Source organism: Halomonas bluephagenesis, from assembly GCF_054790765.1.
In genome coordinates this window covers 2,370,390-2,396,350 of record NZ_CP133631.1, presented here as the reverse complement: position 1 = coordinate 2,396,350, position 25,961 = coordinate 2,370,390, and the positions used below count along the sequence as shown (strand labels likewise).

Here is a 25,961-nt window from a genome sequence, read left to right as displayed (position 1 = left end):
TCCATTGCTCCCGAATGAATTAACCGACTGGTCAATCACCACTAAACAACCAATAACAACATAACGGGTAGGACTATGATTACTTTTCACCTCAATGGGCAACCGCACCGCCTTACGGCGGATGCTCACCTTAGCGTTCTGGAACTGCTAAGAGAACAGCTACACCTAACCGGCACCAAGGAAGGTTGCGCGTCAGGTGATTGCGGTGCCTGCACCGTGGCTATCGGCGCACCCGATGCCAATGGCGAACTATGCTACCACAGCGCCAACGCGTGCATCATGCCAGCTCACCAGCTCCAAGGCCGTCACTTAGTCACCGTCGAAGGTCTTGCTGATGACCAGCAATACTTGCATCCCGCCCAGGCAGCCATGGTCGAATGCCATGTTAGCCAATGCGGCTTCTGCACTCCGGGCATTGTGATGTCATTGTTCACACTGCACGAAGAACAACGCACTACCCCCCCAGCCGCTCCCTTTATCCCCGAACGCCTTGAAGCCGCACTTGGCGGCAACCTGTGTCGCTGCACCGGCTATCGCCCCATTCGTGATGCAGCGCTGGCAATGAACAATATCGATGGTCACCGCCCTACATGGTTAGACGCAACGCTGGATGATGCGCAAGATAACCAACACGGGGCCAGCCTGGACGAAGCTAGCAGCCGCTTCCACCAGCCCCGTCAGTTGAATGACCTAGTGCGCCTACGCGCTGCCCACCCAGAAGCACGCTTGGTTGCAGGTGCCACTGACCTTTGGCTTGAAGTCACCCAGCAACTCAAGGACTTACCACGGCTTATCGATACCACTCGCGTAAGTGAGCTTCAGCAAATTGAGCAAGGCCAGGATGTGAGCGGGCGTCCTGGCTGGTGGATCGGTGCAGCCGTCACCTATGCACGCTTGGAGCCTTTGCTCGAGAGTGAATACCCAGCCTTTGCCCATCTTCTACACCGCCTCGGCTCGGCTCAGGTACGCAACCGCGGCACCTTAGGCGGTAACGTCGCCAACGCATCCCCCATCGGCGACACCCCACCTGTGCTGCTGGCCCTTGATGCACAGCTTCGCCTTGCAGGCCCTAACGGCTTTCGCGAGATTGCCGCCAGCAACTTCTTCATCGACTACAAAAAGACCAACCTGACAGAAGATGAAGTGTTAAGCGCGGTCTTCATCCCGGCCCCGCAAGCAGGCCGCCAGCTGAAAGTATGGAAGCTCTCGAAGCGGCGCGAAGATGATATTTCTGCCGTGCTGGGTGCCTTTGCCTGGCATATGGAGGATGGATGCCTACGCGATGTACGCCTGGCCTTCGGCGGCATGGCCGGCATTCCTGCCCGAGCCCGTGGGGCCGAAGCTGCTCTCGAAGGACTCCCACCATCACCAACCGTATTCGAGGCTGCACGTAAAGCACTCAGGAATGACTTTTCACCGATGAGTGATGTCCGCGGCAGTGCCGATTACCGCACGCGGTCAGCAAGCGCGCTACTTGAACGCCTGCGCCTGGTCATCGAATCATCTACCCACACCCAAACACACACTCAGGAGGTGATGCTCCATGCGTACGCTCACTGATCTGCCAGCAACACAGCCTGAGCAGAAAACATTTCAGCCAGCACAACATGTCGGCAGCATTTTTTCTGGTTCGTCAGCTAACCACGAGAGCGCTATCAAGCATGTCACCGGGCGCGCGGCTTATATCGATGACCTAGCCCTTCCGGCCAATGCCCTCCACCTAGCGGCAGGACTTTCATCTGTCGCCCATGGTCGCATCACTCGCATGGACCTGGACGCGGTAAGGTCTGCTCCTGGTGTGGTCGATGTTATTAGCGTGGCAGACGTGCCAGGCCATACCGATATTGGCCCCGTTTTCCCAGGGGATCCCATCATGGCTGATGGCGAAGTGCTCTACGCGGGACAAGTGCTGTTCGCCGTGGCAGCCGACAGCCACCGTGCTGCTCGCCAAGCAGTCGAAAAGGCAATCATCGAGATCGAAGAGCGCCCTGCTAACCTCGACCCCGTTGCCGCCGCCAACGCGGGCGACTTGGTACGCCCCACCCATCAACAGATCAGTGGAGACTGGGAAAAAGCCTTTGCCGACGCCGCCATTGTTGTTGCTGGAAAACAGTTTGTCGGTGGCCAGGAACACTTCTACTTGGAAGGGCAAGCCTGCGTCGCCCATCCCAGCGAAGACGAAGGCGTCATGATTCACACCTCCAACCAGCATCCCAGCGAGACGCAGAAACTGGTTGCCGAGGTACTCGGCATTCCCTTTCATGCCGTCACCGTCGAGACACGCCGCATGGGAGGTGGATTCGGAGGCAAGGAAACACAGGCTTCTCCCTGGGCCTGCCTGGCCGCCTTAATTGCTAGGCGAACCGGGCGCAGCTGTCGCTTTCGCTTACCACGGGTCGATGACATGCGGGCAACCGGAAAGCGCCACCCTTTTCATAACGACTATCGCCTTGGCGTCGATACCCATGGCGTGATTCTGGGTGGCGATATCAATGTGATCGGCGACTGTGGCTATTCACCAGACCTTTCCGACGCCATTGTTGACCGCGCTATGTTTCACTCGGATAACGCCTATTCGCTTGGCGACGTCCGCGTTACAGGATATCGAGCGCGCACCCATACGGCCTCTAACACAGCCTTCCGCGGCTTCGGCGGCCCCCAAGGCATGATGGTGATTGAGGCGGCAATGGAGGATATCGCTCGCCGTATAGGCGAAGATCCGCTGACGATACGTAAGCGCAACTTTTATCGCGATGGACGCAACACGACACATTACGGCCAGACGGTGGATCAGACCGTTCTCCTGCATGAACTGGTTGAGCAACTCGAAACCTCTAGCGACTACTGGCAGCGGCGCCGAGCAATCCGAGAGTTCAACACCAAGAGCCCCGTCATTCGCAAAGGCTTGGCGTTGACTCCGGTAAAATTCGGCATTTCCTTCACCGCCCAGCACCTCAACCAAGCAGGCGCGCTACTGCACGTCTATACCGACGGCAGCGTAATGATCAATCACGGCGGCACCGAGATGGGCCAGGGGCTGCACACGAAGATTTGCCAAGTGGTCGCGCGTGAGTTGGGCCTGGATCTTGATAGCGTGCGCATCACCGCCACGCGTACCGACAAGGTGCCCAATACCTCTCCCACTGCCGCCTCCAGCGGCGCCGACCTCAATGGCCAGGCAGCTCGCGATGCCGCGCTCAAACTAAAAACACGGCTTTATGACTTTGCTGCCGAGCACTACCATCTCGATCGAGAAACCATCCACATCAAAGAGGGTTATCTAATAGCAGGCTTTGGCGAAAGTGAACGCCGCATCGCTTGGGGAGAGCTGGTTCAGGCCGCCTATCTATCGCGCATCTCGCTATCGGAAAAAGGCTTCTACGCCACACCATTGATCCATTATGACCGTGCCAGCGGCAATGGCCGCCCCTTCTACTACTATGCCTTTGGTGCGGCGGTGGCCGAAGTTTCAATAGATACCCTGAGCGGCGAATACTTGGTAGATCGTGTCGACATCCTCCACGACGTGGGTGACTCCCTGAATCCGGCTATCGATATCGGCCAGGTCGAAGGTGGCTTCATCCAAGGCATGGGCTGGTTAACCAGTGAAGAGCTGAAATGGAATGGTAAAGGCCAACTGATCTCGAATGGCCCCGCGACCTACAAAATCCCCACTTATGGTGACCTACCGGCTACTTTCAACACCTCCTTAATGGAAGGCCACCCCAATTCCATGGCCAGCATCTATCGTTCTAAGGCCGTGGGTGAACCCCCTTTTATGCTTGGTATGTCGGTATGGGCAGCCCTGCGCGACGGCTTGGCCAGCCTAAACGGATACACCCAGGCGGTGCCTCTGGACACGCCAGCCACACCGGAGCGAGTCATGGCTGCCGCCGAAGCCGCACGCGCCAAACTTGACCCTACCACTGACAAACGACACAGCAATGGCCGTTAAGCCTTCTCCCTCTAATTATCTTCAGGAGCAACATCATGAATGAAGAGCAAGGACAATGCCTGAAAAAAGAGCAGGGGCAAGCTTGGTTAATACGTGCACGGGTCTTGAGTTTCGATGCCGACCCCGGCGATGGCGACACACCACGAGAGGGTAGCATTGTCTATCACCAAGACGGTGCCCTGTGGTGGGCCGACGGTCGCATTCAGGGCGTCAGCGACTATCACGCCCTGGCCCCTCAACTGCCCGCCGATATTAGCGTCATCGACCAGCGTGACAAGCTGGTCATGCCAGGCTTTATTGACAGCCATGTTCACTACGTTCAGCTCGATATCATGGCCTCTTATGGCCGCCAATTGCTGGATTGGTTGAATGACTATACCTTTCCTGAAGAGTGCCGTTTCGCCCAGCGGGCGCATGCCGACAACATGGCCGACGCTTTTCTCAAAGAGTTGATGCGAGTCGGGACCACCACAGCCCAAGTGTTCTGCTCAAGCCATCCCAACTCGGTAGATGCTTTCTTCAGCGCCGCCCAACGCCGTGGCCTATGTATGCTCGCTGGCAAGGTGCTGATGGATCGCCACGCCCCCGAAGCACTTACCGATAAGACCCTCGGCGGCATTCGTGATACCGAGCGCCTGATCAGCGATTGGCATGGTACCGACCGCCTTGGCTACAGTGTTACGCCGCGCTTTGCTCCCACATCCACTCGCGCCCAGCTTGATGCCGCCGGCGGCCTGCTGCGCAACGATGAAAGCCTATGGCTGCAAACTCACTTATCGGAAAACCTCGGCGAGCTGGACTGGGTAGCCGAGCTGTTTCCAGAAAGCCGTGACTATCTTGAGGTTTACGAGCAGTCCGGCCTGGTTGGGCCACGCAGCACCTTTGCCCATGGCATTCATCTGGACAATGGCATGCGCAAGCGGCTTGCTGAACGCAGTGCCAATATTGCTTTTTGCCCCAGCTCTAACCTCTTCCTTGGTAGCGGCTTGTTCGACCGCCACGCCGCCCATGAAAGCGGGTTAAATCTAACCCTGGCCAGCGATATTGGTGCTGGCACCGATCTTTCCGGGTTAGCGACTCTCAAGGCAGGCTATCAAGTAGGACAACTGCTCGGCCAGCCGCTGACGGCTTTGGCAGGCTTTTACGCCCTGACCAGAGGCAATGCCGTATCCCTATCGCTAGATGACCGTATCGGCCGTTTCGCACCAGGCATGGATGCCGATTTTGTAGTTATCGACCTGTCCGCCTCACCGCTGATGGCACGACGTATGGCACGATGCGAAAGTTTGGCAGAGGAGTTATTCACTTTAATGATGCTAGGCGACGACCGCGCTATCTTCGAAACCTGGGCTGGAGGACGTCTACAGCACCGACGTCAAAATTGAGGAGAAAATCAACTAGGAGGGGGCTAAAAAGCAGCGAAGCCCCCTCACCCTGCTAGCAGGTTCGGAGGCCATCCAAAAAGCCATGTTCAGCGGCCAACAGAATGCATATTGAGAGGTGCTCTGTTGTACTAAAACATTACTCTAAACCTAATACATCCTGCATATCGTAACGGCCATGCGCTTTATCAGCGACCCAGCGTGCAGCGCGAACCGCGCCTTTAGCAAAGGTCATACGGCTGGAGGCTTTATGGGGAATTTCGATACGCTCGCCTTCAGTAGCAAACATCACCGTGTGTTCGCCAACAATGTCGCCAGCGCGCACGGTGGCAAAACCGATCTCTTTGTCGGTGCGCGGGCCACACTGACCTACCCGTTCATAGACCCCGTGCTCTTTTAACGTGCGGCCAATACTCTCCGCGACCACTTCACCCATCTTAATCGCCGTGCCAGAAGGTGCATCCACTTTATGACGATGGTGCGCTTCAATGACTTCAATATCGTAGCCTTCATCACCGAGGGCTTTTGCAGCAGTCTCAAGCAGCTTGAGGGTCAGGTTAACGCCGACACTCATATTAGGCGCGAACACCATGGCCACTTTATCGCGATAGCTGTCCAGCTCGGCCAGTTCGTCATCGCTCATGCCAGTAGTGCCAATCACAATGCCCTTGCCGTGCTCGGCGCAGAATGCCAAATTTGCCAGGGTTACCTGCGGCGCGGTGAAATCGATTAGAACATCGAAGTCGTCCACAATCGCATCGAGAGAATCGACTGCTACCACGCCGCGTTTGCCAACGCCTGCCAGCTCACCAATGTCCGCACCCGCTAAGGAACTACCTGGCTCAACAATGCCGCCTGCTAGCGAGGTATCTGCCTGCTGTTCTACCGCATTTACTAACGTGCGGCCCATACGGCCAGCGACGCCTACAATGGCAATTCGGGTCATGAGAACTCCTGCGCGAGCGCCGTTCGGCACCAAGCTTGATATGAGAAAAACAAGGATAAAAAAGTGGTCGAAATTATAACAGACCCCTCTTAATGATGCGGCGCTTGCTTAAGGCAGTGCACACGCTGCTTCAAGCCGACTAGTTCTCCCAAACAATTTCCAGCGGCTCGTCTTTTGCCATGCGCATGAGGTGACTTTCCACCACCCCCTCTAGCTGATCAAGATGCTCTTCTTCCAAGGTTTCAAGGGAAACAATCAAGCGATCTGCCTCGACATGCATTAGGCAGGTGCCGCTGGCAAATATGATTTTGGCATCTTGCTCGTTATGTTCGACCTCAAGCTTATGCGCCCAATGCTTGCACAAGCGGTTTATCAAGCGCTCGCCAGAAGGCGTTACGATTTCGGCACGGGATAAAGGCATCGTGTTTTCTCCACAAAGATAGTGAGTTAGCTCTTACTAGCGTAATCCTCACAATAGAAATCGCAAAGCAAGAAATGAGAATCCCTTGCAACAGCATGTTTCTGTTCAGGGAAACGCTTATTGTCGAACAAGCCGTTTAATCCGGCGACCTTCTAGCGTAGCTAGCCCCACCCCACTCAGCAGCAGCGGCAGTGCCAACAAAAAGCCACTTGAAACCGGCAGGCCAAACAACAGCCAATCTGCCAACACAGGCCACACCAGCGCGATGTATTCGAATGGCGCTAGGCGTGACGCTTCGGCGTAACGTAGCGCCAGCGTCATCGCTATATGGGCCGAGCCGCCAAACAAACCAGAAAGCACTAACAACCACACCACATCCCCCTTAAGCGGTGCCCAGCCCAAGGGCAGCGTTGCCAACCCTGCTAACGCAGAGACCAGAATAAAATAGAAGGCAATGGAACCCGCCGTTTCAGTGCGTGAAATGCGCCGAACGGTCAGCAGTGCCCCAGCGGTTAATAACGCACTTAGTGCCCCTAGCACATAGCCAGCCAGCTGCCCTTGCTCGCGACTGGCTTCAAGCCCAGGCAGCACCAGCACCGCCACCCCAGCTAACGCCAACGCAATAGCACCCGCCCGATAAAGCGAGAAGCGCTCCCCCAGCAACAAGACACCACCCAACGCCATAAACACGGGCGTTAGCTGGGCTAGCAGCGTTGTTTCAGCAACAGGTAACAACGCCACCGCCGCGAACGACGCGAACATTGCCGCCGCCCCAAGCCCAGAGCGCAACGCATGACCCAGTGGACGGCGCGTCGCCAATCCCTGCGGAAACTCGCGACGAAGCATCAAAAAAACAACAATCGGCAACAGCGCAAATAGCGAGCGGAAAAACACCGACTGCCCTACCGGCACCTCATCACTCACCGCTTTAATACACACCAACATACCGGTAAACAGCACGCCGGAAAGCACCCGCAGCCCAATGCCCAACCCAGGGCGAGACTCTTGATCCGCCAGCATTTGCCCTCGTCCTTATGTGCAAATAATCCACGCTTTAAAAGGGTACCGGTTAACAATCAAACGATAAGCCCATCAGGCAGGCTATTTTACACTAAGCAACACAATGGCTGAGGAGTAGCAACCAACAAAAAACGCCCCGGCACTTTGGGGTGCCGGGGCGCTGATCATGCGGTGAAGTGAATCGCCGTTACGGCTTTATCTCTTCAAAAAACTTCTTCACGCTGTCGAAGAAACCTGTTTTCTTCGGCGAGTGGCTGTGGCTATTGCTGCCGTCAAAGCTCTCTTGCAACTGACGAAGCAGGTCTTTCTGCTCGTCATTGAGATTGACCGGCGTCTCCAGCACCACTTTGCAAAGCAAGTCGCCAGGAGCGCCACCACGTACCGGTTTCACACCTTTACCGCGCAGCCTGAAGAGTTTGCCGGTTTGAGTTTCCGGTGGAATCTTCAGCTTCACACGGCCGTCTAGCGTGGGTACTTCTAGCTCCCCACCTAATGCAGCGTCAACAAAGTTGATCGGCACGTCACATTGTAGGTGTTTGCCATCGCGCTGGAAGATGTGGTGTGGCTTGATCGACACCTGAACATACAGGTCACCAGGCGGGCCACCGTTGATACCACTTTCACCTTCGCCATTTAGACGAATGCGATCTCCAGTATCTACACCCGGCGGAATCTTCACTGACAACGTGCGTGTTTCCCGCACACGGCCTTCGCCGTTACATTTGTGGCACGGCACTTTGATGTGCTGGCCACTGCCGTGACAGGTTGGGCAGGTTTGCTGAACCGCGAAGAAACCTTGCTGCATACGCACTTGGCCGTGGCCATGGCACGTGGGGCAGGTCTCTTTACTAGAACCTGGCTCGGCGCCTTCACCATCGCAGCGGTCACATTCGATATGGCGTGGCACACGGATATCAACGGTCGTGCCGGAAACGGCGTTTTCCAGATCCAGCTCTAAGTTGTAGCGCAGATCACTGCCACGCGCGGGGGCGTTAGGGCCACGACGACGGCCACCACCGCCACCAAAGATATCGCCAAACACATCGCCGAAGATGTCGCTGAAGTCGCCAGCACCACCACCGCCGAACCCGCCACCGCCAAAGCCGCCACCTTGGCCGTCAACACCAGCGTGACCAAACTGGTCATACGCCGCGCGCTTTTCGCCATCGCTTAAGACTTCGTACGCTTCTGACACCTCACGGAATTTTTCCGCTGCAGTGTTATCGTCCGGGTTTCGATCAGGGTGGAATTTTTGCGCCAAGCGGCGGGAGGCCTTTTTGATCTCTTTCTGATCGGCCCCTTTTTCGACACCCAGGACTTCGTAATAATCGCGTTTGGACATGGGTCCTACGCCTCCTGGTTAGCTACGCACTTAATTAGGCGTCTGCTGCGGAAACAGCAACGCGGGAGTTGTCTCCCGCGTCACCGCATTCCTTAGCAGATAGAGGTGATTTACTGCTTCTTCTTGTCGTCGTTGACTTCTTCGTACTCAGCGTCAACCACGTCATCCTCTGGCTTGGTGCTAGCATTTTCAGCACTTTCGCCATCCGCCTGCTGAGCAGCTTCTGCCTGCTCGGCGTACATTTTCTGCGCTAACTGGCCAGACACTTCGGTCAGCGCGTCCAGTTTCTGCTGGATGTTATCCTGCTCGTCAGTCTTCACCGCTTCTTCCAGCTCGCTGATCGCAGTCTCGATGGCTTGTTTCTCGTCATCGGTCGCTTTATCGCCCGCTTCCTGCACGGTTTTGCGAGTAGCGTGAATCATGCCATCTGCTTGGTTACGCAGTTGCACAAGCGCTTCGAACTTTTTGTCTTCGTCGGCGTGAGCTTCCGCATCGCGAACCATTTGCTCGATCTCTTCATCCGTGAGACCGCTGGACGCTTTAATGACGATAGACTGCTCTTTACCGGTTGCCTTATCTTTGGCCGATACGTTCAGAATGCCGTTAGCATCCAGATCGAAGGCCACTTCAATTTGCGGCACACCGCGCGGCGCTGTCGGAATATCTGCAAGGTCAAAACGACCCAGCGATTTATTCTGCGCAACTTGCTTACGCTCACCCTGAACGACGTGAATCGTCACTGCCGTTTGGTTGTCATCCGCCGTGGAGAAGGTTTGCGTCTTCTTCGTGGGGATGGTGGTGTTTTTGTCGATCAGCGGCGTCATTACGCCACCCAGAGTTTCAATACCCAGGGTCAGCGGCGTCACGTCTAGCAGTAGGACGTCTTTAACGTCGCCACCAAGAACACCGCCCTGAATCGCCGCACCAACAGCAACCGCTTCATCTGGGTTTACATCTTTACGTGCTTCTTTGCCAAAGAAATCAGCTGCTTTCTTCTGCACCATCGGCATGCGTGTCTGACCACCGACCAGAATCACTTCGTCGATTTCAGACGCAGAAAAGCCAGCATCTTTCAGCGCCATTTTGCACGGGTCGAGCGAACGCTGTACCAGATCTTCAACCAGCGATTCCAGCTTGGCACGCGTCACCTTCACATTAAGGTGTTTCGGGCCAGTGTTGTCAGCGGTGATGTACGGCAGATTAACGTCTGTCTGCTGGGCACTGGAAAGCTCAATTTTGGCTTTCTCGGCCGCTTCTTTCAGGCGCTGCATAGCGAGGTTGTCGCCAGACAGATCCATACCGCTATCCGCTTTAAACTGGTCAACTAGGTAGTTGATCAGCGCTAAGTCGAAGTCTTCGCCGCCCAGGAAGGTGTCACCATTGGTGGCCAACACTTCAAACTGGGTTTCGCCGTCAACGTCTGCCACTTCGATAATAGAAATATCGAAAGTACCGCCACCCAGGTCGTATACCGCGATGGTTTTATCACCACGGGATTTGTCCATACCGTAGGCCAATGCTGCTGCGGTTGGCTCGTTAATGATGCGTTTAACATCTAGACCGGCGATACGGCCCGCATCTTTAGTGGCTTGGCGCTGGCTGTCATTAAAATAAGCCGGTACGGTGATGACGGCTTCTGTGACCGCTTCACCGAGATAGTCTTCGGCGGTTTTCTTCATTTTCTTCAGCACTTCCGCGCTTACCTGCGGCGGCGCCATTTTCTTGCCTTTTACTTCAACCCAAGCATCACCGTTGTCTGCTTCAGTGATTTTGTAAGGCACCATTTTGATGTCTTTTTGTACGACATCATCTTTGAAGCGACGGCCAATCAGGCGCTTGATCGCGTAAAGGGTGTTCTCAGGGTTGGTGACAGCCTGACGTTTTGCCGCCTGACCTACCAGCGTCTCACCATCGTCGGTGTAAGCAATAATGGAAGGCGTAGTACGACCACCTTCGGCATTTTCAATGACTTTAGCGCTGTCACCATCGAGCACTGCCACACAAGAGTTGGTGGTGCCCAGATCGATACCAATAATGCGTCCCATAGCAAAAACCTCGAATTCGGTTGTTACAAAACTGATGTTTGAAAGCTGATGTCAAAAAATCTGCTTTTTTGAAACTTAAAGCGTCTGCGGGTTTTCCCGCGGGTTGCCCTTTATTTGGGGGCCGCTTGCAGCATTTCAAGGGGCTTTTTTTTGCTTTGCGTCAGCCAGTGCTTAATTGGCTTTTTGGCTGACCACCACCATCGCCGGGCGAACAAGGCGTCCGTTAAGCAAATAACCCTTCTGCATCACTTCCATGACGGTATTGGGTTCAAGCTCGGGATTCGGCACCATCGCCATCGCTTCGTGAACCTGCGGGTCGAAGGGTTCACCCTGAGGTTCAACGCTTTCCACGCCAAATTTATTCAATACGCCTAACTGCATTTTGAGGGTCATGGAAACGCCCTCACGATGTACGTCAGAGGCTCCGTCTTCCATGCTCTCTAAGGCTTTTTCCAGACTATCAACAACGGGCAATAGCTCTTTAACAAATTTTTCTAAAGCAAATTTGCGCGCTTTTTCAGCTTCTTGCTCAGCCCGGCGACGCACGTTTTGAGCTTCAGCAGCGGCACGTAGCGCTTGGTCTTTAGCTTCCGCCAAGCTCTGCTCAAGCTCCTCCACCTGAGCGGCCAGCATATCGGCTTCTGGGTTTCCCACTTCGCCTTCTAGCGCGGCATCTTCCTCGATTAACCCTTCCAGTTCGCCCTCGACCAGGCGCTCTTCAGCCGCTTGCTCGGTGACTTCTGCCTCTTGCTCTTGGCGGGCCAGCTCATCTTCTAATGGGGTTTGCGGTTCTTTTGCCATGCCTAGCTCCTGAAAAATATGCAGCGGTGGCATTGACGGCCACCTCGGTTAAGTAACGAGTATTAACCACGTATGAACGCTATATGGGGGCCATAAAAGCCATCTCAAGAGGGGCATTGAAGTGAGTTATAGACTACTGTATAAAACAACAATTATTGGATAAGTATCCAGCTTCTGTGCCGCACTGCCTCAGGAGGCCTTAATGCTTACGCAGCTAGCAATCCAAGATTACGCTATTGTCGACCGCCTTGAACTCGACCTAACCCGCGGTATGACGGCGATCACCGGGGAAACTGGGGCAGGCAAATCGATTCTACTCGGTGCTCTTGGCCTATGTTTAGGTGAGCGTGCCGACGCCGGCAGTGTACGTCACGGACGTGAACGCACCGACCTTTCCGCTCGTTTTGATATTCAACACCTGCCCGCTGCCACTGAGTGGTTGACTGCTCGTGAGCTGCCTGCTGAAGAGTGCTTGCTGCGTCGTGTGGTCACAGCCAGCGGTCGCTCTAAAGCATGGATCAATGGCCCCCCTGCCACCATCGCTGACCTAAAATCGCTGGGCGAACAGCTGATTCAAATCCACGGCCAGCATGCTCATCAGGCACTAATGCGTGAAGAAACTCACCTTGCCTTGCTAGATGATTATGCCGGGCTACGCGAGCGCAGCCAGCAATTGGCTGAAACGTTCCGCGAGTGGCGCAGCGCCCGTCGGCGATTAAAAAAGCTCAGCGAAGAAGGTAGCGAAGTTGAGGCAAAACGCCAGCTGTTGCGCTATCAAGTAGAGGAGCTAGATCAACTGGGATTAGCAGAGGGAGAGCTGCAAACGCTAGAAGAAGAGCAGCACACTCTGGCCCATGCGGAAGAGACACTGCGTGAAACCCAGTTTGCAGCCGACTGCTGCGCTAGCGATGAGGGCGGCGCCCTTTTGTTACTGAACCAAGCTTATACTCATTTAAGCGCCCTACCCGGTAGTGACAAAGGCACACTGGCCAATACTTTGGCCATGCTCAGCGATGCGCGCATTCAAGTGGAGGAAGCCTCCAGCGAACTTAGTCGTCTCGCCAGCACTACCGAGCTTGATCCAGAGCGCTTGGCCTGGGTAGAGGAACGTTTGGGCGACGTCCATCGTATTGCCCGCAAACACCACGTTGCTCCAGAAGAGATTTGCGCACTGCATGCCCAGCTCAGCCAGGAAGTCGAACTTCTAGAGGCCAGCGACGACGACTTGGAGTCGCTAAGCAACCAAGTCGCCGAATACCGCGAGCGCTATCGCAGTGATGCCAAACAACTAAGCGAAGCGCGACAAAAGGCTGCCGTTCGCTTAGGCAAAGAAGTGCAACAACAGCTGGGTTTCCTGGCCATGGGTAAAGCACGCTTTGAAGTCGACGTTACTCCGCGTGAAACGCCTACACCGGAAGGCCTGGACCACGTCCACTTCCTGATTAGCGCGAACCCAGGTCAGCCCGCCAGGCCGTTAACCAAAGTGGCGTCGGGCGGTGAGTTATCGCGCATCAGTCTTGCCATTCAGGTGGTGGCCGCCTCCCACTCCACTATTCCCAGCCTAGTCTTCGATGAAGTGGACGTGGGTATCTCGGGAGCGACGGCCGAAATTGTTGGTCAATTGCTACGTAAGCTCGGCGAAAACGGTCAAGTAATGACCGTCACCCACCTGCCCCAGGTGGCTGCACAGGCGCATCAGCACCTGCATATTGAAAAACGCGCCAAACGGGATAGCACGCTGACTCATATGGCGCTGCTGGATGAGCACGGTCGGATTAGTGAACTCGCCCGCATGCTAGGCGGTGTAACCCTGTCTGATCAAACACTCGCCCACGCCAGAGAAATGCTTCACGCTAGCCAGCGACCTCCGCACTAAGCACTTTTTCAATCGCCAAACGTTAGCAAACACCAAAACCATAAAAAACGCCCCCAGGGCGCGAATGAATCATCACTCGCACCCTGGGGACGTTTTATTTAGCGCGACTATTTTTTGTTTGTGGGGCCGCTGTCCTGTCGCGTTACGTCCGACCCACGGGGGCGTACGTAAAGCACCAGGGCATGGTCCACAAGTTCATAGCCGTGCTCTTCGGCGATCTCTTGCTGACGACGCTCGATGATTTCATCGACGAACTCAATGATTTCACCACTTTCTAAACACACCATATGGTCGTGGTGGTCTTCTTGAGTCATCTCGAACACCGCATGGCCACCATCAAAATTATGACGGATCACCAATCCTGCTGACTCAAACTGAGTCAGCACGCGGTACACGGTAGCCAAGCCAACATCCTCACCCGCATCAATCAGTGTTTTGTACACTTCTTCTGCGCTAAGGTGGTGTTGACCCGAAGCATTTTCGAGAATCTGCAGGATCTTGACGCGCGGCAGGGTCACTTTCAGCCCGGCTTTGCGCAGTTCATGGTTCTGATCGGCCATGGTTGCTCTTCGCAGTAACAGGTTAGGTCGGGTATGATCGACCGAAACCACGATAGTGAAGAATAGGCTCAAATGCAAAAATTGACTCGTATCATTACTCTTTCCGTTGCCCTAACCGTTGTTAGCGGCTGCAGCTACGTTGGCGTTTACAAGCGTGACATCCCCCAGGGCAACTTGGTGACCGAAGAAATGGTCAGCCAATTACAGCCAGGAATGACCCAAGAACAAGTTACTTATGTAATGGGTCGCCCGCTGCTGGAAGCCCCCTTTGACACACGGGAGTGGGATTACGTTTATCGTCTTGATAAAGCATACGCGGGTGTCGAACAGCGACGTGTGACCCTCACGTTCGACAACGCAGGGCGTTTAGTAAACGTTGAACAACAAGGTGATTTCTCTGGTGATCTGCCGATCAGCAGAGATACCGGTGCAGGCCCTGCAACAGAAACAGCAGACCCAATCACCGGCATCGCTACTCCTAGTCAGCGAGCACCGACGCCAGCAAATGCGCCAGCGCCTCAGCCAGTGATGTCTTCCGAGTAATTTACTCGCCTTTGGCTTGACGCTTTGCCCGCTCCAGGCGGGCAGCTTTGGGGTCTATCTCTAATGGGCGATATACCTCAACGCGGTCGCCTGGACGCAGTACCTCTTTTTCAGGCTGGCGTAGCGCTTTACCAAAAATCCCTAGCGGTGCCTGCTCAAAGGTGTCACTGGGGATCTCGGGAAACAGACTTGGAAGGTCTGCCATCATGACGGCTTGACGCGCAGTCGTACCTTGATGCGCCTCTAAGGCCACTAGGCGCTGTTTGTGCGGCAAAGCAAAGGCTACCTCCACCGCAAACGTATCAGCGGCCATAACGCTCGTCAGCGCGTTTAGTGAAGGCATCGACAAGCTGCCCTGCAATTTGCTGGAATAATTTGCCAAACGCCATGCTAAGCAAGCGATTGGCAAACACAAACTCCATTTCCAAGCTGACTTTGCAGGCGTCCCCCCCCATGGGGATAAACAGCCAACGCCCTTTAAGCTGCTTGAACGGCCCTTTTACTAACGACAGCTCAATCCGCTCAGGTGCATATAAATCATTTCGAGTAGTGATTGTTTGTTCCACACCCGCACGTCCAAGGGTCATCTCGCCGATCAGATGTTCCTCGTCATGCTCTAGCAGGCGCGCACGGCGACACCCCCGCAGGAACTCGGGATAGCGTTCGAAGTCATTAACCAGATCGAACATTTGTTGGGGGGTGTGCCGCACCAAGGCGGTACGATTAACGGTTGGCATTGACCTCTCCGCTGACTTCACAGTGCCCAAAGCGTATCATGGGAAACATTTTTGTAGACCTAGAATGGTATCACGCCTCCCCACATAACGAAGGGGGGGCTACTGACAGATCAACGATGAGGTTCCATGGCCACTAAGAAAGGTAACAGTAAGGGCCCTAGCAGCAGCGTTATTGCCCAAAACAAGAAAGCTCGGTTTGAGTACCATATCAACGAAACCTTAGAAGCAGGTTTGGTACTCGCGGGCTGGGAAGTTAAAAGCCTTCGCGCTGGTAAAGCACAGCTTACCGACACCTATATTTTGGTTCGTAACGGCGAGGCTTTTTTACTAGGTAGCCATATCATGCCGCTTAATACGGCAAGCACTCACGAAATTGCTGACCCGACGCGCACGCGTAAGTTGCTTCTGCACCGTAAGGAAATTGCCAAAATTTTCTCGGTGACTCAGGACAAAGGCCACACTTGCGTTCCGCTCAAACTCTATTGGAAACGCAATAAGGTGAAGTGTGAGCTTGCGCTGGTGACCGGCAAACAGCTACATGACAAGCGCGCCACCGAAAAGGATCGCGACTGGAGCCGTCAGAAAGGTCGGATAATGCGGGAACATAACAAGGCATAACTGGTCAATTGGCTGTGAGCACGTTAGAATGCTCACCTGTAGTTAGGGGGCGACATGGTTTCGACGCCGGTGACAACCCTTGCGGTGCATGCCGAGAGCGTGATGTATCTCGTAAATCCCACATCACGAAAAATAGTCGCAAATGACGAAAACTACGCTCAAGGCGCGCTAGCAGCTTAAACACTGTTAGCTTCTTGTCTGGCCCAAAGGTGATGTGCCTATTCATCACTGATGGGATACGAGCTAAAGCTGATAGGACCGCGGTTGGTGGTGTCTTCTCATCAATCGTTAAACTTAGAAGGCTCGCGTGGCTGAATCCTGATCGTCGGAGTCAGTTGCGTTAAAGCAAATGACGAAATCTAAGCATGTAGAGCCAATAGGCGCGTGCTGGCGGACGCGGGTTCAATTCCCGCCGCCTCCACCAGACACCCCTACAAATCAAGCACCTACGGGTGCTTTTTTTGTTTCTGTAAGTTGGTTAGCCCCGCTCTCCAAACGCCGCACTTTCCCCGGAGCTAACCACGTTGTAGCGCTAGGTTCTTGAGCAATTGATTTATTGTTATAATATAACATATCATTAACTGCGATTAATTCTAACGCTTAAGGGAATACACCTGTGTCACGCTCCTTATTTCTGCTTACACCGCTTGCCACTGCTCTGTTTATTAGCTCCTCTGCCTATGCAGATGATCATCATCATGGGCACGACCACGGCCATGATCATTCTGGTCATGCTCATGAGCACGACGCCTATGAACATAGCAATTATGAACATAGCGACGCTGAAAACAGCATCAACGTTTCCTTAGTTGTGGAAGGCATCTACCACAATCGTTTTTCAGGAGATGCAAACTCGCCTGCAGGTTTTAGCCATGGGCACGAAAGCGGTCACGATCATGAAGAAGAACACGACCACACCAGCCATAGCCATGATCTCGACAATGGATTTAACCTGGGACACTCTGAAGTTGCCATCGAAGGGCAAACCGCCCACATTGAGGGCAAGGCCGTTGTTTCGCTAACAGAAGACGATATCACGCTGGAAGAGGCTTTTATTGCGACGCGTACGCTGCCTAACGGGCTGCGCTTACAAGCCGGTAAATTTCTTTCTGATATAGGCTACATCAACAGCCGACACCCTCACGCTTGGGATTTTGTTGAGCGCCCACTGGTCAATGAGTATTTGTTTGGAGAGCATGGTCTGCTCGATACAGGCCTACAACTAACCTGGTCACCCAACAGCACCTGGACGTTGGGTAGCGAGCTGTTTCAAGGCGAGGGAGAAGGCTTCAGCCGCTTTGATGAAGGGGGCTATGAAGATCGCACCAGTGGCCCTCGCGTGGGCACGCTCTTCGCTAAATACCGCCCAGATCTCGGTGCGAATAAACAGCTAACGCTGGGAACGTCTGCGGGCATGAACCGTCAGTATGTGCGTGTCGATGATCATGGCCACCACGCCCATACTGCTGAAGGCGACAACTGGTTTGCAGGCTTAGATGCACGGTTTAACTACGATGCGGAGCAGCCCGGCTACCAGGGCAACTGGCAACTAGGTGCGGAATACTTCTATAGCGAACGTGACTTGCAGGAGCATGTGCAACACCATGATCACTTCCATGCACACGATCACTACACTGAGCAACAAGATGGTGCTTACATCGACGCTATTTACGGTCTTGCTCCACGCTGGGAAGTCGGTCTTCGCGCAGAGGCATTAGGGTTAACCAATAAGGTGATGGGCACTCATCCTACCGCGATCGTTTCAGAGGAAACTTCGTGGCGACAAAGCGCGCAGCTTACTTGGCATGTGCGCGATAACATGTTCGTGCGCACGCAACTGACTCGCGAAGACTTTGCAGGGCATGATGAACAGTGGGTAGGAATGGTTCAGTTCAACGCAACGTTTGGCAGTCATGCAGGACATAATCACTAGCTAAATGGCGATGATAAAGAGCCCGTCTCATATTTATGAGACGGGCGCCCCCTTGCTTGCACCACTGCATGACGTCAATTAACCACCAGCCAACGTGAACCGCGATGCGCTGAAAGGACTAATATTCAACTGACTATCACGACCTTGCAGCATGTCGGCTACCAAGCGCCCCGTCGTGGCGCCTATTGTTAGCCCCAATTGCCCATGACCAAAAGCCATCGCCACGTTTTCAAGCAATGGCGACTTATCAATCACAGGCTTGGTGTCTGGCAAGAAAGGACGCCAGCCAGCGCCAAACTCCATACCTGCCGTATTCAGCGATGGCAGTATCGTCTTGGCTTTTTCAAGAATGATCTCCGCGCGTTTGAAGTTCGGTTCAGCATGATTGCCAGCGAATTCAATCGTGCCGCCGATCTGTAGTCCTCGCTCCATAGGAATCAGACCAAAGCCGCCGTCAGCATAAAAAGTGGCGTGGGTTAAGTCGACACCAGGGTTGGGTAGCAATACCTGATAGCCGCCGACCTTAATCAACGGCACCTTAATGCCCAGTGTTTCAAAAAACGCCGAACTTCCGTTGCCAGCGGCGACCACCACCTGCTCAGCTGGCTGCATCTCACCGCTAGCCAATGTCACACCAACGGCACGACTCCCCTGGCTCTCGATGCGCGCCACACTCCCCTGAACAAGTGTGCCACCCTGCTCTACAAAGCTATGGGTGAGTTCGGTGAGGAAGGTTTCGGTATCGCACACCGTACGCCAATCCGACAGCAACAAACCGTGAGAAAAACGTCCCGCTAACGCCGGCTCCATGGCGGCAATCTGTTCGGCATTTAGCGTTTCGGAAACAAACCCTAGCGCGCGGCGTAGCTCTACATAAGTTTGCTCATGGGCCAGCCCAGCCGCATCGTCAAACAGTTCAAGGGTTGGATGGTGGCCAATCAGATCGTCACGGCGGCACTTCGCTAATAAGGGTTCATAATCCTGAAAGGCGCAGCGCGTTAAGGACGCTAACTCATGGGCAATAGTGTCGATACGCGAACGCCGCGCATGGGTCATAAAACGCAGCATCCAAGGCAGCAGTCCTGGTAATGCCGATGGCCGCAGTGCCAGCGGCCCCTTTTGATCCAGCAACCACCCTGGCACTTTTTTAATAATACCTGGCTTGGATTGGGGAATAATTTCGCTAACCGCTATCTGCCCGCAGCTCCATTTAGCGGTACTATCCCCAGCCATAGCAGGCTCTATGAGCATTACGTTAAGCCCTTCTTTTTGCAGATATAGGGCACAGCAAATACCAACGATTCCGCCACCGATTACCACGGTTGGATGCGTTGTCGTCATTATTATCCTCCTGGTTCTATTCAGGCATGCCTGCAAGCAAACCCAAGGCGCTAGTGATTCAGCTGCCGGCAGCAAAGCTTTAAAAAATACCTAGCTCAATAAAGACAAACACCCCGCCTTTAGCAGGTCGGGGTGCTGTCTCATCGGGAAAGCACGTAACGGATAGTGACGATCAGCTCGAGCTGGAAGCAGGCGTCGGGCTAGTGACGGCTGCATCAGCAGCAGCACCCAATGCTTCCGAAGATGCAATCGCTTCTCCCTGCTTGTCCCACAGCGCGCGCTCTTCATCGGTTGCTTTGGGCGAGAACAAGCCCGTCTGCGCATAAATAATACCGATCAAAGGCGACAACCAGCAGGCAAAGGCCAGCGGAATATACAGAAGGTTCTCAACGTTACCTTCACCAATACCAAGCCCTAATACGCTAATGACAAAGGCCCCCCCTGCGTTCCAGGGAATGAGTGGCGACATCAACGTTCCACCTTCCTCAACACCACGCGACAGGTTCAGTGTCGAGTAGCCCAGACCACGGTAAGTCGGCGCATACATACGGCCCGGTAGCGCAACGGATAGGTAGGGGTCGCCTGCCACCAAGTTAGTTGCAAAGGAGGTAGCAATTGCCGAGGTTTGAACACCTTTGAAAGAGCGCACCTTGGCCATAATGGCCTTGATGATGGTCTCCAGGCAGCCCGTTTTCTCCAACGCACCGCCAAAGGCCAAGGCAATTAGGATCAATGAGATAGTCCACATCATTGACTGGATACCGCCACGGTTTAACAGGCTGTCCATAGCTTCCACGCCCGTTTCAATGGAGTAACCATAGTTAGCGTAAGTAACGATATCGTGCAGGCCTACCCCCTGAACCGCCATGGCGGTTACCGCACCCGCCATTACGCCAGCAAACAGGGAGGGAATCGGCGGCATTTTCTTGACGGCTAGACCAATAACCAGCACCGCTGGCAACAACAGCCAGATAGAAATCGTAAAGTGTTCATCTAGTGACGCAGTGATGGCATCAATGCGCTCAAAGGATGCCGCTTGATCATCAATCATGGTGAAGCCCACCACCAGATAGATAGCTAACGCGATCAACATGGCCGGTATCGTCGTTGGCATCATATTTTTGATATGCGAGAACACATCGTTGCCGGTAACCGCCGCCGCCAAGTTAGTGGTATCAGAAAGCGGTGAAACTTTGTCGCCAAAGAAGGCACCGGAAACAACCGCACCAGCGGTCCAGTAAATCGGAATTTCAAACCCAGCACCGATACCAACAAGCGCCAAACCTACCGTACCAACGGTACCCCAGGAAGTCCCCAAAGAAACGGAGACCACCGCACAGATCAGCATCGCCGCGGCAAGGAAAAAGGCAGGGGACAATAGAAGCAGGCCGTAATAGATCAGACTGGGCACGGTACCGCTGGCAATCCAAACGCCAATAATCATGCCCACTAAGATCAACACCGAAACCGATGGCAGAGACACGTTGATAACGTGAAACGCCCCATCTTCAATACGCTTCCAACGGAAGCCGAGTTTGACCCCTACTAGCGAGGTTATCGCAAAGCCAATGGCCAGCGGGATATGTGGTGTAAAGTCGCCAAAATAGAAAATCTGCACCCCGATGGCGATTAGTGTCAGCACAACGGGCACAAGGGCAAGCCCGAGACTGGGTTTTTGACGAACCCTTTTTGGTTTTTCTTCCATCTTATAGACCTCGTTATTATTGAGCTTTTGATAGGGTTATCAGCAGCGATTATTTTCGTTCAACAAGAGTTTCTTAGATTTATCATCTAAGGCATTGGCAATAGGCATACGTTCTAGAGGTATACTGCCCTGCCCTTTTATCTATATCAGCTAATTAATCACAATGCGTCATCGTGTTTTCAACACTTCGACGGTATTGCGATCACGTCCGTGTAACAAAAGAATACGAGGGTAACGATGACTTAACGTGTCTATTCCACGGCTTTTCGTGCTGCATCCAGGGGAAATAAGCATGGGCAAGCGAATAATCCTTTTGGACTAATACGTTAAAAACCCATTCTTGCTTATCTATAAAACCGCCTAAACAGCTATCTTTTTTAACTATATCGTTACGAAAAGCAGTTCAAATAACACGAAAATCATTATATAAACCACAATATAAACTAAAAAACGCCAGCCTCATGAGCGAGCAACTGGCGTTAAATTCCAATTAATTAACAAATTATTCCAAAACGAGCGAATCCAATTGGTGCGATAACATAATTAATTTATTAGCTAATTAAGCGCTCAATCAGCATATGGTAAAGCGGAATCCCAAGCATTACATTGAGAGGGAAAGTAATCCCAAGTGATGCGAGCATGGCGAGGCCAATGTTCGCTTGCGGGATAGCGGCACGCATCGCAGCGGGCGCCGCAATATAGGAGGCACTAGCGGCCAACGCGGCAAGAATTACCACAGAGCCCACCGGCAATCCAACTAGCGTGCCTACTAAAATCCCCAGCAGCGACAACAACAATGGCGTCACCAGAGCAAAGGTCACTAAGCGCCAATGATGCCACGGCATTGGGCGCAGCGTTTGCGCGGCGGTTAACCCCATTTCTAGCAGGAACAACGCCAGCACACCTTTGAAGGCCCCAGTAAACAGTGCGGTGACTTCCTCCCCTTGAAACGGCCCGTATAGCGTACCAATCACGACCCCTCCAGCTAACAGGATAACGCCTCGATTGGTCAGGGTTTCATGCCATAGCTTGCTGGTGCTCTCTTTAACAGCAGCCCCTTGATAGCGTCTAAACAGGGCAATCGCCACCATAATCGCGGGCAGCTCCATAGCGACCAAGTAGAGCGTTACTTCACTACCCACCACTAACTGGCGTGCTTCTACATACGCCAGCGCAACCGCAAATGTACCAGCACTGACCGAGCCATAGTGGGCAGCAATGCTAGCGCTGTCGGCGGCGGAAAGGCGCACCCAGCGGCGCAACACTGGCATCAGCATCAGCGGTATAAACGCTGACAGCAGCGCTACACCGGTAAGTTCTGGCACCAACCCCCAATGAATATTGCCATGCAGCGCCATCCCTCCCTTTAAGCCAATGGTGAGCATTAATAACAGGCTTAGGGTGTCGTAAGTGGCTTTAGGAACCTGAAGATCCGACTTCACCGCCCCAGCGACTAGCCCCAATAAAAAAAACATCACCACAATATCTGGCATCACCATTGCTCCTTAGGGTCAAAAGAGGCTGCATTTTGCGAGCGATGAGACTAGATAACTAATAATATATTGAAAGAAAACCATAGATAATTACCTATATCACTATCGTCCCCCTACCGGTATTGACTGATTAGCAGTAATGGCAGGTACAACTAGGACATTAAAGGGTAGCTAAGCGCGAACCCCGCCCTGTGAGATCAGGGCGGAGTAGAAGGAGACTAACGAAACATTAAAGGCCAATAGCAGATGAGGTAGAACGGCGCGGGTCGGCGCCACCGAAGAACATACCTTCTTTAATCATGATTGATTGAGCTGCGCCCATGGCGGGCTGCTGACTGATTGTATGGCCTCGCTCTTCAAGCAGATTAAGCGTATCTGGACTAAAGCCTGCCTCAACGCGAATTTCATCAGGCACCCACTGGTGGTGCATGCGCGGTGCGCTAACCGCTGACTGTATATTCATATCGTGATCAATGACGTTCATTAACACTTGCAGGGTCGTGGTGATGATGCGTGACCCACCGGGGCTGCCGGTGACCAGGAAGTTTTTGCCGTCTTGCTTGACGATAGTGGGCGTCATAGATGAAAGCATCCGTTTGCCTGGCTCTACTTTATTGGCTTCGCCTCCAATCAAACCATAGGCGTTGGGCACACCGGGCTTGGCGGAGAAGTCATCCATCTCGTTGTTGAGCAAGAAGCCTGCGCCATCTACTACGATTCCAGAACCATAACTGAAGTTGATGGTGTACGTGTTTGAAACTGCCAGACCACCGTCATCTACGATGGAAAAGTGAGTGGTTTCATTAGATTCGTAGTCGTGCGGATTGCCAGGAGCAATGTCAGCACTAGGTGTGGCTTTGTCACCAATCTGGCCACGTAGTTCGGCTGCGTACTCTTTCGACGTAATCCCGGCCAAAGGCACATCGACAAAGTCAGTATCGCCCAGGAACTCCGAGCGGTCAGCGTACGCACGCTTCATGGCTTCAGCCATTAAATGCATGCTTTCAGCAGCGCCGAAGCCCATTTCACCAATAGGATATTCTTCGAGAATGTTCAGCATCTGAACAATATGGGCACCGCCGGAAGAAGGAGGGCTCATGGCATAAATATCGTAACCGCGATAAGTACCGTGGCTGGGCTCACGGATGATGGGGGTGTAGTTGGCCATGTCTTCCATGGTAATCAACCCATCGTGACGTTCCATTTCAGCAACGATCAGTTCTGCCGTTTCTCCTTCGTAAAACTCACGGGCCCCTTGCTCAGAAATGCGCCTAAGTGTCGCGGCTAGATCAGGTTGCTTGAAAATATCGCCAACCTCATAGGCACTACCGTCCTCCTTAAAGAACTTAGCCATGCTCGCCTCCCAGGGCTCAAAACGTTCCCTGGTCTCTTGTAGCCCTTGAACAAAGCGTGGAGGCACGGCGAAGCCATCTTCAGCAAGACGAATGGCGGGGTCCAACGCTTCAGCAAGGCTCAACGTACCGTACTCTTCCAGAGCCAAAGCCAGCCCCGCAACGGTGCCGGGTACGCCCGCGGCCAAATGAGTGAAACGGGAACGCTCAGTCACTGCATCGCCGTTTTCATCTTGGAACATAGCTTCAAAGGCGGCTGAAGGGGCCATCTCGCGGTAGTCGATGGCAATGACTTCATCGCTTTCTTCATCCGAGATGAGCATAAAGCCGCCGCCACCGATATTGCCGGAACGTGGCTGGGTCACCGCTAGCGCAAAGCCGGCCACTACGGCAGCATCAACGGCGTTGCCTCCTTTAGCAAGAACATCGCGGGCAACTTCCGAGGCAAGAAAATGGCTGGTAGCGACCATGCCACGGCTACTCTCTTGAGGATGAAAGCGTTCACCTTCCAAGATAGCTTCTTGAGTGAATGCCTGTGGAGAGACCAACAACCCTCCAATACATAGACTGGCCGTCAGCGTTTTAAGCGGACGCGAAGTTAAAAAGGGGATCATCATGAGTGGAATTCCTTATAGTTATTAGCTTACAAATATCGAGAATACCAAAGAATACTTTGCTGTCAAGCCATGCTCTTGGTCTTGAGGAGCAGCCCAACGTTCGCCACCTTAGTGAAACGTGGTTTAAACTCACTTACCTTCGCCTGCCCGTTAACGGTAAGGGATAAGTCTAGCTTTTCGATGGTGGCTTGCCAGGGATTCATTGATAAAGCTGATCTCCGCAACTACCCAATACTGACGCATTAAGTAATGCCCCAGGAGTTTCGGTTGCTATGAATATTCGCCATCTGACCTTTAGGCTGCTGCAGGTATACGTAACCGTCGTTAGGTGTGGTTCCATCAGCGAAGCCGCAAGGCAGCTTCACCTTACCCAGCCAACCGTGTCACAGCAGTTGAAACGTCTCAGAGAAGCAGTAGGCAGCCCGTTGTTAGAACAGCATCCCCAGCGACTAACGATGCCCGCCACAGGGCAAGCCCTTTATCAGGCAAGTCGTGATGTTTTGGGACGCTTTGATGACTTTGCTGACCAGCTAAGTGATTTACAGCATGGCAGTAAGGGCCGCTTTAGTATTGCCCTCGTGAATACCGCTCAGTACGTCTTGCCACGCCTACTCGGGCCTTTTAGCCAAGCGTTCCCTGATGTCGATGTCACCGTTCATATCGGCAATCGTCGACAGGTATTGGCACGCTTTGAGCGCCAAGAAGACGACCTTTATGTCTTTAGCCATCCTCCAGCGCTTGCTCACGCAGTCGCGTCACGCTTTATGCGTAACCCCTTAGTTGCCATTGCCGCCGCCGACCACTCACTTGCCCAACAGGCAACCGTTACGATGGAGCAACTACTAAGTGAGCGCTTACTGCTGCGTGAGCCGGGCTCTGCCACACGCATGCTATTAGACAGTTGGCTGCAAGAGCACGGCCTGACAATGCAAAAAACATTACAGATGGCCAGTAACGAGGCCATACGAGTAAGTGTTGCGGCCAATATGGGCGTTGCTGTGTTATCCGAGCATGTTTTGCCTAATGAGCATCCTGATCTAGTGGTTTTACCCGTTCAGGGACTGCCTATTGAAAGCCACTGGCAATTTATTGTGCGCAATGACCAGCGCCTCCCGCAGTCGGCTCAGCGCTTTCTTCACTACGTTCACGACCACCTAACACAGTGGATTGAGCCGCGCTTTGCATGCAATGAATTAGATACTCTATTGAACGCTTACCCAACATTTCCCTTACGTGGATAGCGCTTCAATAAATTGACTTGCAGACACGGCATT

The 25,961-nt window shown here is 53.5% G+C and carries 21 protein-coding genes and 1 other RNA gene; 9 read left to right on the top strand and 13 right to left on the bottom strand.

What is annotated here, in order from left to right:
* The first annotated feature begins 75 nt into the window (after positions 1-75).
* Genes xdhA through guaD form a run of 3 tightly spaced genes read left to right on the top strand, consistent with a single transcriptional unit; the run spans position 76 to position 5,340 of the window.
* Positions 76-1,560 (top strand): xanthine dehydrogenase small subunit, encoded by a 1,485-nt coding sequence (xdhA, locus tag REH51_RS10740; RefSeq protein ID WP_498935700.1) that lies wholly within the window; start codon positions 76-78, stop codon positions 1,558-1,560.
* The gene (gene xdhB / locus REH51_RS10735) at positions 1,544-3,955 is read left to right on the top strand and encodes a xanthine dehydrogenase molybdopterin binding subunit (RefSeq protein ID WP_234667935.1); all 2,412 of its coding nucleotides are present in this window, start codon (positions 1,544-1,546) and stop codon (positions 3,953-3,955) included. Before xdhA ends, xdhB begins: the two co-directional genes overlap by 17 nt.
* 35 nt (positions 3,956-3,990) lie before the next feature.
* A complete protein-coding gene (gene guaD / locus REH51_RS10730; protein ID WP_498935698.1) occupies positions 3,991-5,340 on the top strand; it encodes a guanine deaminase in 1,350 nt (449 codons plus the stop codon).
* A 136-nt stretch (positions 5,341-5,476) separates the two neighbouring features.
* Here guaD and dapB read toward each other — a convergent pair whose 3' ends face one another.
* The 6 genes from dapB to grpE form a co-directional block, all read right to left on the bottom strand.
* A complete protein-coding gene (gene dapB / locus REH51_RS10725; protein WP_498935697.1) occupies positions 5,477-6,283 on the bottom strand; it encodes a 4-hydroxy-tetrahydrodipicolinate reductase in 807 nt (268 codons plus the stop codon).
* A 139-nt stretch (positions 6,284-6,422) separates the two neighbouring features.
* Positions 6,423-6,704, bottom strand: a complete 282-nt coding sequence (locus REH51_RS10720; RefSeq protein WP_009723756.1) for a DUF2218 domain-containing protein — start codon at positions 6,702-6,704, stop codon at positions 6,423-6,425.
* A 117-nt stretch (positions 6,705-6,821) separates the two neighbouring features.
* A complete protein-coding gene (locus tag REH51_RS10715) occupies positions 6,822-7,724 on the bottom strand; it encodes a DMT family transporter (protein ID WP_009723757.1) in 903 nt (300 codons plus the stop codon).
* Between the two features lie 187 nt (positions 7,725-7,911).
* Positions 7,912-9,066 (bottom strand): molecular chaperone DnaJ, encoded by a 1,155-nt coding sequence (gene dnaJ, locus REH51_RS10710; protein WP_498935695.1) that lies wholly within the window; start codon positions 9,064-9,066, stop codon positions 7,912-7,914.
* 110 nt (positions 9,067-9,176) lie between these two features.
* A complete protein-coding gene (dnaK, locus tag REH51_RS10705; protein ID WP_498935693.1) occupies positions 9,177-11,111 on the bottom strand; it encodes a molecular chaperone DnaK in 1,935 nt (644 codons plus the stop codon).
* Between the two features lie 171 nt (positions 11,112-11,282).
* Entirely contained in the window at positions 11,283-11,912 is a 630-nt protein-coding gene (gene grpE, locus REH51_RS10700; RefSeq protein ID WP_039869357.1) for a nucleotide exchange factor GrpE, read from the bottom strand.
* Between the two features lie 202 nt (positions 11,913-12,114).
* On the opposite strand from grpE, the gene recN reads away from it, so the two are divergent.
* Positions 12,115-13,788, top strand: coding sequence for a DNA repair protein RecN (gene recN / locus REH51_RS10695; RefSeq protein ID WP_498935692.1), 1,674 nt, complete (start codon positions 12,115-12,117; stop codon positions 13,786-13,788).
* Positions 13,789-13,895: 107 nt separating this feature from the next.
* Here the strand turns inward: recN and fur are convergent, their stop codons facing one another.
* On the bottom strand, positions 13,896-14,348 hold the full coding sequence (gene fur, locus REH51_RS10690) for a ferric iron uptake transcriptional regulator (RefSeq protein ID WP_009723762.1): 453 nt from the start codon (positions 14,346-14,348) through the stop codon (positions 13,896-13,898).
* Positions 14,349-14,420: 72 nt separating this feature from the next.
* Here fur and REH51_RS10685 point away from each other — a divergent pair, with 72 nt between their 5' ends.
* On the top strand, positions 14,421-14,891 hold the full coding sequence (locus tag REH51_RS10685; RefSeq protein ID WP_009723763.1) for an outer membrane protein assembly factor BamE: 471 nt from the start codon (positions 14,421-14,423) through the stop codon (positions 14,889-14,891).
* Between the two features lies 1 nt (position 14,892).
* Here REH51_RS10685 and REH51_RS10680 read toward each other — a convergent pair whose 3' ends face one another.
* Together REH51_RS10680 and REH51_RS10675 are read right to left on the bottom strand one after the other, a co-directional pair.
* Entirely contained in the window at positions 14,893-15,204 is a 312-nt protein-coding gene (locus tag REH51_RS10680; RefSeq protein WP_009723764.1) for an RnfH family protein, read from the bottom strand.
* Positions 15,194-15,628: a type II toxin-antitoxin system RatA family toxin gene (locus REH51_RS10675; protein ID WP_498935691.1), complete on the bottom strand. Its 435-nt coding sequence runs from the start codon at positions 15,626-15,628 to the stop codon at positions 15,194-15,196. Before REH51_RS10675 ends, REH51_RS10680 begins: the two co-directional genes overlap by 11 nt.
* A 126-nt stretch (positions 15,629-15,754) precedes the next feature.
* Between REH51_RS10675 and smpB the strand changes: the two genes are divergently transcribed.
* From smpB to REH51_RS10660, 3 genes are all read left to right on the top strand, one after another.
* Positions 15,755-16,246 carry an SsrA-binding protein SmpB gene (smpB, locus tag REH51_RS10670; protein ID WP_009723766.1) on the top strand — a complete coding sequence of 164 codons (492 nt, stop codon included), beginning with the start codon at positions 15,755-15,757 and terminating at the stop codon, positions 16,244-16,246.
* A 45-nt stretch (positions 16,247-16,291) separates the two neighbouring features.
* Positions 16,292-16,670: a transfer-messenger RNA gene (gene ssrA / locus REH51_RS10665) on the top strand.
* Positions 16,671-16,862: 192 nt separating this feature from the next.
* Positions 16,863-18,179 (top strand): outer membrane beta-barrel protein, encoded by a 1,317-nt coding sequence (locus REH51_RS10660; RefSeq protein WP_498935689.1) that lies wholly within the window; start codon positions 16,863-16,865, stop codon positions 18,177-18,179.
* Positions 18,180-18,257: 78 nt separating this feature from the next.
* Here REH51_RS10660 and REH51_RS10655 read toward each other — a convergent pair whose 3' ends face one another.
* From REH51_RS10655 to ggt, 4 genes are all read right to left on the bottom strand, one after another.
* Entirely contained in the window at positions 18,258-19,520 is a 1,263-nt protein-coding gene (locus REH51_RS10655; RefSeq protein ID WP_009723768.1) for an NAD(P)/FAD-dependent oxidoreductase, read from the bottom strand.
* Between the two features lie 172 nt (positions 19,521-19,692).
* Positions 19,693-21,225: a Na+/H+ antiporter NhaC gene (nhaC, locus tag REH51_RS10650; protein WP_498935687.1), complete on the bottom strand. Its 1,533-nt coding sequence runs from the start codon at positions 21,223-21,225 to the stop codon at positions 19,693-19,695.
* A 551-nt stretch (positions 21,226-21,776) separates the two neighbouring features.
* Positions 21,777-22,718, bottom strand: a complete 942-nt coding sequence (locus REH51_RS10645; protein ID WP_009723770.1) for a sodium-dependent bicarbonate transport family permease — start codon at positions 22,716-22,718, stop codon at positions 21,777-21,779.
* A 229-nt stretch (positions 22,719-22,947) separates the two neighbouring features.
* Entirely contained in the window at positions 22,948-24,687 is a 1,740-nt protein-coding gene (gene ggt / locus REH51_RS10640) for a gamma-glutamyltransferase (protein WP_498935686.1), read from the bottom strand.
* Between the two features lie 272 nt (positions 24,688-24,959).
* On the opposite strand from ggt, the gene REH51_RS10635 reads away from it, so the two are divergent.
* Entirely contained in the window at positions 24,960-25,928 is a 969-nt protein-coding gene (locus REH51_RS10635) for a LysR family transcriptional regulator (protein ID WP_498935685.1), read from the top strand.
* Positions 25,929-25,961: the final 33 nt, after the last annotated feature.

What these genes read in the sequence shown, in the direction of transcription:
- xdhA (WP_498935700.1), top strand. Translation starts at nt 76, where the DNA reads ATGATTACTTTTCACCTCAATGGGCAACCGCACCGCCTTACGGCGGAT.
- xdhB (WP_234667935.1), top strand. Translation starts at nt 1,544, where the DNA reads ATGCGTACGCTCACTGATCTGCCAGCAACACAGCCTGAGCAGAAAACA.
- guaD (WP_498935698.1), top strand. Translation starts at nt 3,991, where the DNA reads ATGAATGAAGAGCAAGGACAATGCCTGAAAAAAGAGCAGGGGCAAGCT.
- dapB (WP_498935697.1), bottom strand. Translation starts at nt 6,283, where the DNA reads ATGACCCGAATTGCCATTGTAGGCGTCGCTGGCCGTATGGGCCGCACG.
- REH51_RS10720 (WP_009723756.1), bottom strand. Translation starts at nt 6,704, where the DNA reads ATGCCTTTATCCCGTGCCGAAATCGTAACGCCTTCTGGCGAGCGCTTG.
- REH51_RS10715 (WP_009723757.1), bottom strand. Translation starts at nt 7,724, where the DNA reads ATGCTGGCGGATCAAGAGTCTCGCCCTGGGTTGGGCATTGGGCTGCGG.
- dnaJ (WP_498935695.1), bottom strand. Translation starts at nt 9,066, where the DNA reads ATGTCCAAACGCGATTATTACGAAGTCCTGGGTGTCGAAAAAGGGGCC.
- dnaK (WP_498935693.1), bottom strand. Translation starts at nt 11,111, where the DNA reads ATGGGACGCATTATTGGTATCGATCTGGGCACCACCAACTCTTGTGTG.
- grpE (WP_039869357.1), bottom strand. Translation starts at nt 11,912, where the DNA reads ATGGCAAAAGAACCGCAAACCCCATTAGAAGATGAGCTGGCCCGCCAA.
- recN (WP_498935692.1), top strand. Translation starts at nt 12,115, where the DNA reads ATGCTTACGCAGCTAGCAATCCAAGATTACGCTATTGTCGACCGCCTT.
- fur (WP_009723762.1), bottom strand. Translation starts at nt 14,348, where the DNA reads ATGGCCGATCAGAACCATGAACTGCGCAAAGCCGGGCTGAAAGTGACC.
- REH51_RS10685 (WP_009723763.1), top strand. Translation starts at nt 14,421, where the DNA reads ATGCAAAAATTGACTCGTATCATTACTCTTTCCGTTGCCCTAACCGTT.
- REH51_RS10680 (WP_009723764.1), bottom strand. Translation starts at nt 15,204, where the DNA reads ATGGCCGCTGATACGTTTGCGGTGGAGGTAGCCTTTGCTTTGCCGCAC.
- REH51_RS10675 (WP_498935691.1), bottom strand. Translation starts at nt 15,628, where the DNA reads ATGCCAACCGTTAATCGTACCGCCTTGGTGCGGCACACCCCCCAACAA.
- smpB (WP_009723766.1), top strand. Translation starts at nt 15,755, where the DNA reads ATGGCCACTAAGAAAGGTAACAGTAAGGGCCCTAGCAGCAGCGTTATT.
- REH51_RS10655 (WP_009723768.1), bottom strand. Translation starts at nt 19,520, where the DNA reads ATGACGACAACGCATCCAACCGTGGTAATCGGTGGCGGAATCGTTGGT.
- nhaC (WP_498935687.1), bottom strand. Translation starts at nt 21,225, where the DNA reads ATGGAAGAAAAACCAAAAAGGGTTCGTCAAAAACCCAGTCTCGGGCTT.
- REH51_RS10645 (WP_009723770.1), bottom strand. Translation starts at nt 22,718, where the DNA reads ATGCCAGATATTGTGGTGATGTTTTTTTTATTGGGGCTAGTCGCTGGG.
- ggt (WP_498935686.1), bottom strand. Translation starts at nt 24,687, where the DNA reads ATGATGATCCCCTTTTTAACTTCGCGTCCGCTTAAAACGCTGACGGCC.
- REH51_RS10635 (WP_498935685.1), top strand. Translation starts at nt 24,960, where the DNA reads ATGAATATTCGCCATCTGACCTTTAGGCTGCTGCAGGTATACGTAACC.